The organism is Salinivibrio sp. IB868, from assembly GCF_001995655.1.
In the GTDB taxonomy this organism is placed as follows: Bacteria; Pseudomonadota; Gammaproteobacteria; order Enterobacterales; family Vibrionaceae; genus Salinivibrio; species Salinivibrio siamensis.
This window is the reverse complement of record NZ_MUEW01000005.1, coordinates 144,411-158,339: the sequence shown is the minus strand read 5'-3', so window position 1 is coordinate 158,339 and position 13,929 is coordinate 144,411. Positions and strand designations below refer to the sequence as shown.

General features: G+C 52.1%; 11 protein-coding genes. 4 read left to right on the top strand and 7 right to left on the bottom strand.

The genetic code is table 11. The features are described from left to right. Nucleotides 1–197: 197 nt before the first annotated feature. The 3 genes from zipA to gltX all read left to right on the top strand — a co-directional run bounded on the left by zipA (nucleotide 198) and on the right by gltX (nucleotide 4,880). Complete coding sequence (zipA, locus tag BZG20_RS07435; protein ID WP_077578598.1) at nucleotides 198–1,160, top strand: cell division protein ZipA; 963 nt, start codon at nucleotides 198–200, stop codon at nucleotides 1,158–1,160. A 111-nt stretch (nucleotides 1,161–1,271) separates the two neighbouring features. Beyond that, nucleotides 1,272–3,287, top strand: coding sequence for an NAD-dependent DNA ligase LigA (gene ligA, locus BZG20_RS07430; RefSeq protein WP_077578597.1), 2,016 nt, complete (start codon nucleotides 1,272–1,274; stop codon nucleotides 3,285–3,287). Nucleotides 3,288–3,455: 168 nt separating this feature from the next. Further along, nucleotides 3,456–4,880 carry a glutamate--tRNA ligase gene (gltX, locus tag BZG20_RS07425; RefSeq protein ID WP_046073707.1) on the top strand — a complete coding sequence of 475 codons (1,425 nt, stop codon included), beginning with the start codon at nucleotides 3,456–3,458 and terminating at the stop codon, nucleotides 4,878–4,880. 71 nt (nucleotides 4,881–4,951) lie between these two features. On the opposite strand, the gene BZG20_RS07420 is transcribed toward gltX, so the two are convergent. Next, nucleotides 4,952–6,202 (bottom strand): uracil-xanthine permease family protein, encoded by a 1,251-nt coding sequence (locus BZG20_RS07420; protein ID WP_046073706.1) that lies wholly within the window; start codon nucleotides 6,200–6,202, stop codon nucleotides 4,952–4,954. A 261-nt stretch (nucleotides 6,203–6,463) separates the two neighbouring features. On the opposite strand from BZG20_RS07420, the gene BZG20_RS07415 reads away from it, so the two are divergent. Further along, complete coding sequence (locus BZG20_RS07415; RefSeq protein WP_077578596.1) at nucleotides 6,464–7,633, top strand: DUF2066 domain-containing protein; 1,170 nt, start codon at nucleotides 6,464–6,466, stop codon at nucleotides 7,631–7,633. Between the two features lie 95 nt (nucleotides 7,634–7,728). Here the strand turns inward: BZG20_RS07415 and BZG20_RS07410 are convergent, their stop codons facing one another. The 6 genes from BZG20_RS07410 to miaB form a co-directional block, all read right to left on the bottom strand. After that, on the bottom strand, nucleotides 7,729–8,307 hold the full coding sequence (locus BZG20_RS07410; protein WP_077578595.1) for a lipid-binding SYLF domain-containing protein: 579 nt from the start codon (nucleotides 8,305–8,307) through the stop codon (nucleotides 7,729–7,731). 74 nt (nucleotides 8,308–8,381) lie between these two features. Further along, nucleotides 8,382–9,947, bottom strand: coding sequence for an apolipoprotein N-acyltransferase (gene lnt / locus BZG20_RS07405; protein WP_077578594.1), 1,566 nt, complete (start codon nucleotides 9,945–9,947; stop codon nucleotides 8,382–8,384). Further along, nucleotides 9,934–10,806 (bottom strand): CNNM family magnesium/cobalt transport protein CorC, encoded by an 873-nt coding sequence (gene corC, locus BZG20_RS07400; protein ID WP_046073703.1) that lies wholly within the window; start codon nucleotides 10,804–10,806, stop codon nucleotides 9,934–9,936. The genes lnt and corC overlap by 14 nt, the downstream gene beginning before the upstream one ends. A gap of 18 nt (nucleotides 10,807–10,824) precedes the next feature. Next, on the bottom strand, nucleotides 10,825–11,295 hold the full coding sequence (gene ybeY / locus BZG20_RS07395) for an rRNA maturation RNase YbeY (protein WP_077578593.1): 471 nt from the start codon (nucleotides 11,293–11,295) through the stop codon (nucleotides 10,825–10,827). Next, complete coding sequence (locus tag BZG20_RS07390) at nucleotides 11,292–12,380, bottom strand: PhoH family protein (RefSeq protein ID WP_101494455.1); 1,089 nt, start codon at nucleotides 12,378–12,380, stop codon at nucleotides 11,292–11,294. Before BZG20_RS07390 ends, ybeY begins: the two co-directional genes overlap by 4 nt. 51 nt (nucleotides 12,381–12,431) lie before the next feature. Beyond that, nucleotides 12,432–13,856, bottom strand: coding sequence for a tRNA (N6-isopentenyl adenosine(37)-C2)-methylthiotransferase MiaB (miaB, locus tag BZG20_RS07385; protein ID WP_046073700.1), 1,425 nt, complete (start codon nucleotides 13,854–13,856; stop codon nucleotides 12,432–12,434). Between the last annotated feature and the right edge of the window lie 73 nt (nucleotides 13,857–13,929).

Below are 13,929 nucleotides of genomic sequence, written 5' to 3'. Positions count from 1 at the left end.
ATAATGGGAAAGTTTAACGATTTGTGTGTCTTGATTCGTTAAATTCTCCCCAACTTTTGATACAGTTAACTAAGTTGACCATTAACGCATTGCGTCAGCCAACGGGCCCCGCTTATGATCACACAAACCTTTGCAAACTGGTTGGCGTTGTGACATAAGCGAATCAAAACGCTGAACATAGATAGATTTGAGAATCGATGATGCAGGAATTGCGCCTTGTACTGATTGTGTTGGGAGCACTAGCAATCGCAGCTTTGCTTTTGCATGGCCTCTGGACAAACAAGAAAGAAAAGACGACCAAGTTTGGTGAAAAGCCGTTGGGAAAACTGGATGACGACAGTGACGAACAAAAGTTTGACCAAGATGGTATTGGTGCCGTCAGAGTTGTCAGTCGCGCTAAAAGCGAGAGCGATAAGCCTGCGCGCCAAGAGCCCGCGATGAACTTTGGTGATAAACCTGATGTGGATCCCTTGTTCGCAGGGCAAACTGGCACCGTGTCTGAATCTGAACAGACCCTGTATCCTTCAATGTCTGCGACTGATGATGAGCCTTCGCTTTCAGCCGCCACTCCGCACGTAACCGGTCAAGCTCACGAAGAACCAGAGGCGCCGCAGGCACACGCTACGGTGGCCGATGATGAGCCATCAGAGCCTGCGCCAAGCGTGCATCAAGGTGATACGGAGACGGCTGAACAGGGTGAGCCGCAACACAGTGATGAACCACCAAAGGCAGATGAGCCCGCGGATGAGACCGAAGTACTTGTGTTGCATGTGCATGCGAACAATAGCGACGTGTTCAGTGGTCTTGAGCTGATCCCGACCCTTGAGCAATATGGCCTCCGTTTTGGTGATATGGGCATTTATCACCGTCACTCTGATCTATCGGGGAGCGGAAAAGTCTTGTTCAGTGTGGCCAATATGGTCAAACCCGGTACGTTCGATATCAGTCATAGCGAAAGCTTTGAAACGCCTGGCATTAGCTTTTTTATGACGCTGCCGTGTTACGGTGAGCCAGAGCAAAACTTTAAGCTTATGCTGCAAACGGCCCAGCAAATCGCGGATGAGTTAGGTGGATTAGTGCTGGATGACTCACGCACGATGATGACGCCATCACGATTGGATGAATATCGCGAGCGCGTTAAAGCCTTCATGGCCAAATAGCCTGCGCTGACGCGACCACGGTTTAAGCATACAGCGGGACATGGCTCCCGCTGTATGTGATTTATAGATATACTTGCCCGCAACCGACTCTGCTCAGACGACGAATCAAACATGGCTTACAGCAAACAACAACTCGATGATTTAAAGCATCAGCTCAACTATCATGCCTATCGCTACTATGTAGAAGACAGCCCAGAGCTGCCCGACGCTGAATACGACCGCCTGATGCAAACCCTATTGGCCATCGAGGCCGAGCATCCCGAATGGGTAACCAGTGACTCGCCAAGCCAACGGGTAGGGGGCGCGCCCCTGAGTGCATTTGAAACCGTGACTCACGAGCTGGCGATGCTTTCACTTGATAATGCCTTTGAACCCGCTGATTTGGATGCGTTTGAACGTCGTTTGAAAGAGCGCCTATCGCTAGACGCTGAGCAAGCGGTGACCTACACCTGTGAACCCAAGCTCGATGGCTTAGCGGTGAGCCTGATTTATGAAAACGGTGAGCTGGTGCAAGCGGCGACGCGGGGAGATGGCACTACCGGCGAGAACATCACCCACAACGTCAAAACCATTCGCAATGTTCCCCTCACGCTACAAAAAGGGGATTGGCCAACGCGGCTCGAAGTGCGCGGTGAAGTCTTCATGCCGAAAGCGGGCTTTGAGGCACTCAACGAAGCGGCATTGAAACGAGGCGATAAAACCTTTGCCAATCCGCGCAATGCGGCGGCAGGCAGCCTGCGTCAACTTGACCCCAAAATTGCCGCCAACCGACCATTGAGTTTCTATGCCTATGCGGTGGGTGTCATGTCGACCCCGTTTGGGCAAGGGCAAAGTGAGCGCTTACAAAAGCTGAAAAAATGGGGCCTAGCGCTCAGTCCGGAAGTGAAACGGGTGGAAGGGCTAGACGGCGTGAAAGCCTATTACCAAGACATTATGGCGCGTCGTGATGCGCTGCCCTACGAAATTGATGGGGTGGTGATCAAGGTTGATAGCATTACCAGCCAAGAACGATTAGGTTTTGTGGCGCGGGCACCGCGTTGGGCCATTGCTTACAAATTCCCGGCGCAAGAAGAAATCACCACGCTTAACGATGTGGAATTCCAAGTGGGCCGTACCGGGGCGATTACGCCCGTCGCTAAGCTTGAGCCGGTATTTGTAGGCGGCGTGACGGTCAGTAACGCCACCTTGCACAACGGTGATGAAATCGAACGATTAGGCGTTCATATTGGTGACACCGTGGTGATCCGCCGTGCCGGTGACGTCATCCCTCAAGTTGTTGGTGTGGTGGAAAGCCGACGCCCTGAGCAGGCGAAACCGATTGTGTTTCCCCATGCGTGCCCCGTTTGTGATTCAGCGGTCACTCGCATCGAGGGAGAGGCAGTGGCACGATGCACCGGTGGTTTGATTTGTCTGGCGCAGCGCAAAGAAGCGATCAAACACTTTGCGTCACGTAAGGCAATGGATATTGACGGCTTGGGCGATAAAATCGTCGAGCAGCTAATCGAAAAAGAGCTGATAGAAACCCCCGCTGATCTCTTTACCTTGACGCCAGGTCGGGTGACGCTGCTAGACAGAATGGGGCCAAAGTCAGCCCAAAACTTGGTTGATGCATTGGAAAAAGCCAAAGCCACCACCTTGCCACGCTTTATTTATGCCTTGGGGATTCGTGAGGTAGGCGAGGCAACCGCGCAAAATCTCGCTTTGCATTTTCACACCCTTGAGGCGTTGCGCGCGGCCGATGAAGACGCACTCATTAACGTGCCGGATGTCGGTGCGATCGTCGCGGGTCACATCGTCCGCTTCTTTGCCGAGCCGCACAACCAGAGTGTGCTAGAAGCCTTGCTGGATACTGGGATCCACTGGCCGGAAATCAGTGCGCCTTCTGAGCCAGATGCGCAACCGTTAGCCGGTAAAACCATTGTCCTGACTGGCACCTTATCGCAAATGTCTCGCAGTGATGCCAAAGCGGCGCTACAGGCGTTGGGCGCAAAAGTAACCGGCAGTGTCTCGGCAAAAACCGACATGTTAGTGGCGGGAGAGGCGGCAGGCTCCAAACTGACCAAAGCGCAAGATTTGGGCGTTACTGTGCTCGATGAAGATCAGATGATTGCCATGCTCAATCAGTAGCTTGTACCCATCACGCTGTGCGCTTCGCCGTGTAAGCGAATAACCGCGCACAGGCGCAATAGTTTACATGGCCATGTACCGTGTCTGGGCATGGCCTGATTGTGGAATTTACCTGTACTGGTAAACTAACCGTTACATATCATTCTCAGCACTGGGATAGGGATCCTAATGACGATTAAAACCCGCTTTGCCCCCAGCCCAACCGGCTTTTTGCATGTTGGTGGCGCGCGTACAGCACTTTATTCTTGGCTTGCAGCACGCAGCCAAGGTGGACAATTTGTATTGCGTATTGAAGATACAGATATTGAACGTTCAACCCAAGAAGCGATTGATGCCATTTTAGAAGGCATGGAATGGCTGGGCCTTAATTGGGATGAAGGGCCGTACTACCAAACGAAACGCTTTGACCGCTACAACGCGCTAGTCGATCAGCTGTTGGCAGAAGACAAAGCCTACAAGTGTTATGCCCCCAAAGAGCTGCTAGAGGAGATTCGCGAAGAGCAGAAAGCGAATGGCCTAAAAGCACGTTATGATGCCAATCACCCCAAGGTGATTGCGGCCAACAGCCAAGCAAACGCTGACGACCCACACGTCATTCGTTTCCGTAACCCCAAAGAGGGCAAGGTGGTGTTTGACGATAAGATCCGCGGTCGGATTGAAATCGCCAACAGCGAACTGGATGATTTGATCATCCGCCGCACTGACGGTAGCCCAACCTACAACTTCTGTGTGGTGGTTGATGATTGGGATATGGGGATCACCCAAGTTGTGCGTGGGGAAGACCACATTAACAACACCCCGCGTCAAATCAATATTTATGAAGCCTTGGGCGCGCCTGTGCCTGAGTTTGCTCACTGCTCGATGATCCTTGGCGACGATGGTGCCAAGCTGTCTAAGCGTCATGGTGCGGTGAGTGTGATGCAATATCGCGATCAAGGTTTCTTGCCACAAGCACTGCGTAACTACTTAGTGCGCTTGGGCTGGTCTCACGGCGACCAAGAAATCTTCTCGATGGAAGAAATGATTGATTTCTTCTCCCTAGAGGCGATCAGTAAATCAGCCTCTGCCTTCAATACGGAGAAGTTGCGTTGGCTGAACAACCATTACATCAAAAACGGTGATCCAGCTGAGGTCGCGTCACACTTGCAATGGCACCTGGATCAGCAAGGCATTGATGCCTCGACAGGACCTGCTTTGACCCAGGTTATCCAGCTGGTGGGTGAGCGTTGTGACACCCTGGTTGAGCTGGCCGAGCAAAGCCGTTATTTCTATCAAGACTTTGATGAGATTGAGGCAACCGCCGCCAAGAAACACCTTCGCCCAGTGGCGCTTGAACCACTGCAAGTGGCAAAAGGCAAGATTGAAGCGCTGGACGAGTGGACGGTTGATGCTCTGAAAGCGGTGATTGCGGATACCTGTGCAGAGCTAGACGTGGGCATGGGCAAAGTCGGGATGCCATTGCGTGTTGCGGTTACAGGCGGCGGTCAATCTCCGTCGGTGGATGCGGTGATGCACCTGATTGGTAAAGACCGTGTGGTGGCGCGTATCGATCAAGCTATCAAAGTGGTTGAAGCTCGAGCCGCACAAAGCTAAAAAGTTGCGACACCGCGGCACAATCAAAAAAGGGCGCTGCGGCGCCCTTTTTTAGTTTGTCATCGCCTGTCTTAATGTGACTCTTCTTCCATCTGCGCACTATCAACAATGTGGTTCTCGCCCATTTTTCGCGGTAGGACAAGATTGAGCACGATGGCCACTAAACCACACAAGCTGATGCCTTGTAAGCTGAAATCACCAATGCCGAAGGCCATCCCGCCAATCCCAAAGACCAAGGTGACGCCGACAATCGCGAGGTTGCGCGAGTCGTGGAGATCAACTTGATTGCGAATCAAGGTATTGAGGCCCACGGTGGCGATAGAACCAAACAGTAGGATCATGATACCGCCCATCACCGGCAAAGGAATGGTTAATAGCAGTGCCCCCAGTTTACCCACAAAGGCGAGCACGATGGCAGTGATCGCCGCGTAGGTCATAATCTTAGGATTAAATGCTTTGGTAAGCATCACCGCCCCGGTGACCTCACTGTAGGTGGTATTGGGCGGGGCTCCAAACATTGATGCGGCGATAGTGGCCGCGCCGTCACCTGCCATGGTGCGATGAAGGCCGGGCTTTTTAAGGTAGTCTTTGCGAGTGACGTTGGAAATGGCCAGCATATCGCCCACATGCTCCACCGCGGGCGCTATCGCCACGGGGATCATAAATAAAATGGCGTTAATGTTAAATTCTGGCAAGGTAAAGGCGGGCATCATCAACCAGCTGGCATTTGTCACCTGAGTAAAGTCGACAATCCCCATCACTAGGCTCGCCACATAGCCAATTGCAATGCCAGCCATAATCGGAACCAGCTTGAAAAAGCCTTTGGCGAAGACGCTGACCGCGATGGTGGTCAGTAATGAAAGCAGGGAAATCCAGATAGCGATATCACCGGCGATGAGTTGCTCACTGCCGTCGCCACTTTTACCTAGCGCCATATTGACGGCGGTGGGGGCCAAACCAAGCCCAATCACCATAATCACAGGGCCAACCACCACGGGTGGAAGTAGCTTGTGAATAATGTCGACACCTTTGAGGCGAATGATGCCTCCCATAATGAGGTAGATAACCCCGGCGGCCATCAGTCCACCCATGGTGGCAGGAATACCGAAATTGTTAACGCCGTACAGAATGGGGGCAATGAAGGCAAACGAAGAGGCGAGAAAAATAGGAACAGAGCGGCGGGTAATAACTTGAAAGATTAGCGTACCTATCCCGGCCCCGAAGAGGGCGACGTTGGGGTCAAGCCCGGTTAACAGCGGCACCAACACCAAGGCTCCAAATGCGACGAACAGCATTTGTGCCCCTTGTAAAACTTGCATCATGATCTCACCTCTAAAAAAAAATCGCGCAATGCTAGCACAAAGCGTTTCTGTGATTCCTGTCATGTTTTTAAATGTGAGACCGGTAGCAAATAAATGATGTAACGGATTTCATTAGCAAGGGGTAATTGTGAAATACGCCTTTTTGCAGCGACGACTATCACTTTATCGCGTTTGCCCTATCTTTTTTACAAATGAGGATTGCTGAACCTAGAGCTGTCAGCTTATGATCGCTCCACGCCCATTTATCCATGTGGAAAGACTATGAATCGATTTGTGTTGGCCTTAATTGCCTGTCTATGGTTGCCCAGTGCGCTGGCAAACGATCTTTATCACGCCAGCATTCCGCTCGAGAATGGCGCGCAAACCTCGCAACAAGCAGCCAAAAAACAAGGGTTAAGCGCGGTACTGACCAAGGTATCCGGTCAGCGGAATCTGTCCGACAATCCGGCAGTTAAACAAGCGCTACAAGAGGTAGATAGCTTGATTACCCAGCTTGGGTACGGCGAGAGTGATACGGCAGGTGAAGCACCGACGCGTACGTTAGAAGTCGGGTTTGACAGTCAACAAGTACGGGAAATCTTGCGTCAAGCGGGGCTACCTTTGTGGGGAAGCCCGCGCCCGTCGGTACTGGTGTGGCTGGTGGATGACCGCGGCCTTGAGCGACAAATTATTTGGGAGCAAAGTGAGCGTCCCGTGATTGATAAGCTGCGTCAAGCGGCGGCATTGCGTGGGTTGCCTGTTCTGATCCCTGTGGGAGATTTTGATGATCTGATGGCGATTTCGAGCAGTGATTTGTGGGGCGGGTTTATTCAGCCCGTTGAAGAGGCCAGTGAGCGTTACCAGCCAGACGGTATCGTGATTGCCAAACTGACTGACCAAGGCATTCGTTGGCAGCTTTTCCCTGAAGCAAACCAAATGCAAACCAATCAAACCCGTGGTCAGGCGCGTGATGCAGCCGCAATGATTCATTCACTTGCTGATTATTACGCGCAGCAAACCGGTGTGATCCTCGATCAAAACGATGATAGTGCGTCTGTCGTGATCGCGGTCGGTGGTATTAATAACGGCAATGATTATGTCGCACTCGAGAAAACGCTGGCAAACTTAAATGCGGTACAAGGTGTACATTTACGCAAGCTTAATGATGACACCCTGGTATTCGATGCGCAGTTGGCCGCGTCACAGCAAGCACTGATTAAAGAGCTAACTGCCAACCGAGAAGTGCGTTTAATGACTTCTCAGGAGCAAGAGGCTTATACGGCGAACACATCGCCAACTGCCAGCGATGCGCAACATACCACACAGCCGGCTGTTGAGCTGGAACAAGGTGAGAAGGCGGGCGAACAGGGGGAGAGCGATAGCACACAAACGCTTGTTCCCGACCCACAACCGTCGGCGGAAAAGCGTCTGTGGTTTGTTTGGCAGCCGTAACGGTGCGGTGACAACCCAATTTAAAAAAGGCTAGCCAACACGGCTAGCCTTTTTGATGGGTAGATGAGGCGTTTACGCTCTGTACGCGTCAATGACTACCAGTTGGCAGGACTAAATTGTTGACCGGCGAGGGCAGCTTCTACCATCAGTCCTCCCTTTGCATGGGTAAAGACAGTCAGGCCATTGACGTAATAAGCTTTCGACTGACGGTTACTGGCGGAGGCTGAGGTGCCAGAGGTACCTGTTTGCGCCGATGCCCCCTCGGTCAATGCGGTGGCAGACGCTTGCGCGCCTAGCTCCACTTGTCCTTGCATAAAGCGGTCATACGCTGTTTTGTCTTTAAAGAAAACAATTTCACTGAACGCTTGACCACCAAAGGTCAGCCCGACCGATACCTGTTTGAGCTCCGCGGCACTCACTGGGGAGCCTTGACGATAAACGACGCCCTTACCATAGGCACCGCCTACCCAAAAACCCCCTTTGCCGACAGAAGGGAAGACGGCATAGCCGTAGGCGTTATCAAAAAAGGGTTGTGTTTGTGGGTACTGCTTAAATTGTTCGCGCGCGAGGTTGGCTTGACGAACCTGATCTTGCTGCGAGCTAGCCGCACAACCGGTTAATGCCGTCAATGCGACAATGACCAACGCTAACCAGCGATGAGAAAGACGTAACATGTTTGATCTCCTTATGGCGTCAATGAAAATGACCAAAAGCGCAATCAGATTACGTCAGTTTCTCGCGGATAATGTCAGAGGTTTGTCGATATTTTCGCTTGCCGGCTGGGATCGCGACGCCACGCAATGAAACCGATACACCCGCTTATCAGTATCCAAAGCCATAGCGGGGCATTGCCCCATTGGCGGTAAGGCGTTTCCCCTCGGGTGCGGGTGACTTGCGTGGTGAGCACCTGGGTTTCAAATTGTGGCAAGGTAGTTTGAATCTGGCCGTGCTCGTCCATCAAGGCTGTCACACCGTTATTGGTCGCGCGTATCACTGGCAAGCCAAACTCGAGTGCGCGCATGCGTGCAATTTCAAGGTGTTGCCAAGGGCCAATCGAGCGACCAAACCATGCGTCATTCGACAGTGTAATGATGGCGTCACTGTCGGCATTCAAGTTGTCGCGGATCTGCGCGGGAAAGGCAATTTCATAGCAAAGCGCGGTGATATAGTCCCAGCCGTTGGCGGGCAGGGCAGGTTGAACCGGCTCGCCCGGTGAAAATGACGACATCGGCAGGTTAAACAGCGGGGCGAGCGGGCGTAATAGTGCCTCAAATGGCACAAACTCGCCAAACGGTAGCAAATGATGTTTGCTGTACTGGGTGGGGGCCGGATAGCGATACTCGGGGGCCCCTGCACCCAGTGCCAGTACATTGTTAAAGTACGCGCCCTGTTCATTTTGGTCGAGCGCGCCTGTGATCACCGTGGTTTGGTTATGCTTGGCGGCTTGATCAAGCTGAGAGAAAAAGCGAGGCAGTTCGCGCTCCAGGGCTGGGACGGCGGCTTCTGGCCAAATAATGACATCACTGTCCCAATGCTGGCGGGTTAAATCTAGGTACTTCATCAGCGTTGGCCAGCGCTGATCGGGACGCCATTTCAGCGCTTGCGGCACATTGCCTTGAATTAACGAAATCTGCTGCTGTTGGTCGGTTTTTGTGACCCATTGAATCGTACCGAGGCCATAGCTAACCGCGATAAGCCCTAACCCGGCGGCGACGGCACCATAGCGTGCTTGTCCTTGCCACTGGCCCCAGCGAGGTGTGATGAGCGCGAGTAGGCCAGCCAGTATAGCCAAGACAAGCGTGATCCCCTGCACGCCGAGCACAGGGGCAATGCCAGCCAGTGGACTGTCGATTTGGCTGTAGCCAGGCCAAAGCCAAGGAAAGCCGGTAAATACCCAGCCTCTAAGCCAATCAATCACAAGCCATAAGGCGGGTGCGAGGATTAACCACTTAATACCCGGCTGGCTACTGGGCAGTTTGTTGACCAATGCGCCGAACAATGCCGGATAGAGGGAGAGATAGGCAATCAGCAGGCCCATTAATGACAAGCCAGCAATGGCCGGCATGCCACCAAAATGGTCAATGCTCACGTAAACCCAGCTAACGCCGGTAGTAAATTGGCCCAGCCCCCAGCAAAATCCCAACCACGCACTGCGCTTGGGCGAGGCGTTTTGTAGCAGGGTGAATAAGCCCCACAAGGCAACCAGCATCAATGGCCAGTACGAGAAGGGAGAAAAGGCGAGGGTGGCGCTGGCACCAAAAGCGGCAGCCAGTAATGACTGCCCGCTTTGGCGTAAACGGTTAGGCGTTTTCACTGTTTGTTTCGCTACTGTCTGGGACGGTGACTTGTAGCTGAATGATACGACGACTATCAGCGGCCGTCACTTTAAAGTGATAATCACCAATATCGACTTCTTCACCGCGATCAGGGAGATGGCCAAAGCTGGTCATTACCAGACCACCGATGGTATCGACCACATCGTCTTGGAACTGAGCGCCAAAGTGTTCATTAAAGTCTTCCAAGGTCGTCAGGGCTTTGACCGAGAACGTATGACGGCTGAGCTGGCGGATTTCCTGCTCCTCTTCGTCGTCGTACTCGTCTTCGATCTCACCGACGATCTCTTCTAAGATATCTTCAATGGTCACTACCCCTGACACGCCCCCGAACTCGTCAATGACAATCGCCATGTGGTAGCGCTCTTCTTGGAACTCTTTGAGTAGACGGTCAACCCGTTTACTCTCAGGTACCACCACAACAGGGCGTAACACTTTTTCGATGTCAAAGTCTTCGGCATCTGGGCGCAGGTAGCGCAACAAATCTTTCGCAAGCAAAATGCCTTCAACATGGTCTTTGTCATCACTGATCACAGGATAACGAGAGTGTTGGGCATCAATAATAATATTAATGATCGCTTCCAATGACTGCGATCGTTCAACGATTACCATCTGCGAGCGGGGTATCATGATATCTCTCACACGCATGTCAGAGATTTGCATCACACCTTCCAGCATGTCCCGTGTGTCGTGATCGATCAGGGCGTTTTGCTCTGAGTCTCGGAACACGTCCACCAGCTCTTGTCTGTCTTTTGGATCAGCTTGGAAAAACTGACCCAGCCGCTCGAAGAAGGTCTTCCTACTCGGACCGTCTGAGTTTTGCGAATTATCGTCGTTCATTCAGTTTCATTCAGTTAGTTAACGCTCGATGAAGTCGTTAGCATAAGGGTCACTGACCCCCATGGCGGCGAGAAGCTCTCGCTCCAATGCCTCCATTTGCTCGGCTTCATCATCCTCAATATGGTCGTAACCCAGTAAGTGTAAGCTACCATGAACAACCATATGTGCCCAATGATCCATCAGTGCTTTGCCTTGTTGTTGGGCTTCTTGTTCAACAACTTGACGGCACACGATGAGGTCACCAAGCAAATCAATTTCCACCCCAGGAGGGGGATCAAACGGAAAAGATAACACGTTTGTAGGCTTATCTTTGCCGCGATAGTCGCGATTTAGGCTTTGGCTCTCACCTTCGTCGACAATACGAATCGTCACTTCCGCTTGGGGGCGAGCGGCACGCACTGCCTGCTCAAACCAAGCTTGGAGCTGATCGTCACCGGGCAAGCCTTGTTCGTTCTCACAGGCAATTTGCACATCGACATAGTAGCTCATGACGGCTCCTGTGAGCCTGGCACGGCAGGTTGCGCTGCAACTTGCTGGGCTTCACGTGCTTCTCGACGACGAGCCTCTGCTTCTTTTCGCGCTTTGGCGTCTTCCGCTTCCCACTTATCATAGGCTTGGACGATACGCGTCACCACATGGTGGCGGACGACATCATCCGCTTGGAAAAAGTGGAAGCTAATTTCGTTAACGTCGGCGAGCACCTCAATCGCATGGCGCAGGCCTGAGCGTGCATTTCTCGGTAAGTCGACCTGGGTCACGTCACCGGTGATCACGGCCCGTGAATTAAAGCCAATCCGCGTCAAGAACATTTTCATCTGCTCGACCGTGGTGTTCTGGCTCTCATCCAAGATAATAAAGGCATCGTTCAAGGTTCGGCCACGCATATAAGCCAGAGGTGCCACCTCGATCACGTTACGATCGATCAGTTTCTCGACCCGCTCAAAGCCGAGCATTTCAAACAGTGCATCGTAAAGTGGACGTAAATAGGGGTCGACCTTTTGGCTTAAATCACCGGGCAAAAAGCCCAGCTTTTCGCCGGCTTCAACCGCTGGGCGCGTGAGCAAGATACGACGGATCTCTTGACGCTCAAGTGCATCCACCGCGGCGGCGACCGCAAGATAGGTTTTACCCGTCCCCGCTGGGCCAATACCAAAGGTGATATCATGATTGACCATATTGGCGATGTACTGCGCTTGGTTGGGCGTGCGCGGTTTTATCACCCCTTTTTTGGTCTTAATGTTGATTTCTTTACCGTAAGGAATGCTCGACTCGGTGTTTTGCTCCAACACCCCCGACTCTTTGATCGCCAAATGAATCGCTTCTGGCTCAATGTCTGGAGAGCTGCCTCGCACCGGGGCGGTGTCAACGTATAAGCGTTTTAAAATATCAACCGCGGCATTGGCTGTATGGGGCTTACCCATCACAGTAAATGCATTATGGCGGTGACTAATTTCCACCCCCAAGCGGCGCTCAAGCTGTTTGATATTATCGTCAAACGGGCCACATAAGTTGGCAAGACGGGTGTTGTCGGCAGGTTCTAGGTTCAGGTCAAGAGAGATGATTTTAGACAAGATTATCCTCGCTTTCGGCGCCGGCTATCCGGCGCCGTTGAATTGATGAACGCGTTATGGCGTGAAAACACCAACACCAAGCTCGTTTTCATTGCGCGTCTTCGCCATGATTTCGGTTGGCGAGACGGCGACCCGCAAGTCCATATCTTTTTCGGTACGAACCAGCTCGCCGCGCAGCGAGTTTGGCATCACTTCAGTTATTTTGACGTCAACAAATTGGCCAATCAAATCGACAGAGCCTTCAAAGTTGACCACTCGGTTGTTCTCGGTACGACCACGCAACTCCATCAGGTTTTTGCGTGATGGGCCTTCAACCAAGATACGTTGTTCGGTATCTAGCATCATGCGCGAGTAGCGCATGGCTTGGCTATTCACTTGTTGTTGCAAGCGGTACAAGCGCTCTTTTTTCACTTGCTCTGGCGTATCGTCAGGCATATCGGCAGCTGGTGTGCCTGGACGAGATGAGTAAACAAAGCTAAAGCTCATATCGAAATCGACATCTTTAATCAATTTCATGGTCGCTTCAAAATCTTGCTCGGTTTCGCCAGGAAAGCCGACGATAAAGTCAGAACTGATAGTGATATCAGGACGCGCCTGACGCAACTTACGGATTTTTGATTTGTACTCAATCGCCGTGTGCGGGCGTTTCATCATGGTCAAAATCCGATCTGAGCCGCTTTGTACCGGCAGGTGCAAGAAGCTTGCAACCTCAGGGGTATCACGATACACCTCAATAATATCATCGGTAAATTCAACCGGATGGCTGGTGGTGTAACGGATACGGTCAATACCATCAATGGCCGCGACATAACGCAGCAGCTCCGCAAACGTGCATACATCACCGTCATGGGTGTCGCCACGGTAGGCGTTCACGTTTTGTCCCAACAGGTTAACTTCACGCACACCTTGTTCTGCCAGCTGTGCAATTTCGAACAATACGTCATCCAGCGGGCGGCTGACTTCTTCGCCACGGGTGTAAGGGACTACGCAGAACGTACAGTATTTTGAACAGCCTTCCATGATCGAGACGAAGGCGGTCGGCCCTTCTGCACGAGGCTCAGGCAGACGATCGAATTTTTCGATCTCTGGGAAGGTAATGTCCATCACTGGCGCATGATCCGAGCGCGACTGCTTGATCATCTCTGGCAGACGGTGCAAGGTCTGTGGGCCAAAAATCACATCCACATAAGGCGCACGCTCACGAATATGGTCGCCTTCTTGAGTTGCCACACAGCCACCGACACCGATCACCAGCTCTGGGTTTTTATCTTTGAGGGTTTTCCAACGCCCGAGTTGATGGAATACCTTTTCTTGTGCCTTTTCTCGAATCGAGCAAGTATTGAGAAGGAGAACATCTGCGTCTTCTGGTTGTTCGGTCAGCTCATAGCCACCGGCAGAATTGAGCAGATCTGCCATTTTGGATGAGTCATACTCATTCATTTGGCAACCCCAGGTTTTGATCAGCAGTTTCTTAGCCATGTAACTTCACGCTCATTGTTAATCTTATGGACGACATTACCCTTTCAAGCTGTATGGTTTTTAATCAGTCAAT

Bases quoted from the DNA above. Each gene is read 5' to 3' on its own strand.
- miaB (WP_046073700.1), bottom strand. From the start codon at position 13,856: ATGGCTAAGAAACTGCTGATCAAAACCTGGGGTTGCCAAATGAATGAG.
- zipA (WP_077578598.1), top strand. From the start codon at position 198: ATGATGCAGGAATTGCGCCTTGTACTGATTGTGTTGGGAGCACTAGCA.
- ligA (WP_077578597.1), top strand. From the start codon at position 1,272: ATGGCTTACAGCAAACAACAACTCGATGATTTAAAGCATCAGCTCAAC.
- BZG20_RS07420 (WP_046073706.1), bottom strand. From the start codon at position 6,202: ATGATGCAAGTTTTACAAGGGGCACAAATGCTGTTCGTCGCATTTGGA.
- corC (WP_046073703.1), bottom strand. From the start codon at position 10,806: ATGAACGACGATAATTCGCAAAACTCAGACGGTCCGAGTAGGAAGACC.
- BZG20_RS07410 (WP_077578595.1), bottom strand. From the start codon at position 8,307: ATGTTACGTCTTTCTCATCGCTGGTTAGCGTTGGTCATTGTCGCATTG.
- BZG20_RS07415 (WP_077578596.1), top strand. From the start codon at position 6,464: ATGAATCGATTTGTGTTGGCCTTAATTGCCTGTCTATGGTTGCCCAGT.
- ybeY (WP_077578593.1), bottom strand. From the start codon at position 11,295: ATGAGCTACTATGTCGATGTGCAAATTGCCTGTGAGAACGAACAAGGC.
- gltX (WP_046073707.1), top strand. From the start codon at position 3,456: ATGACGATTAAAACCCGCTTTGCCCCCAGCCCAACCGGCTTTTTGCAT.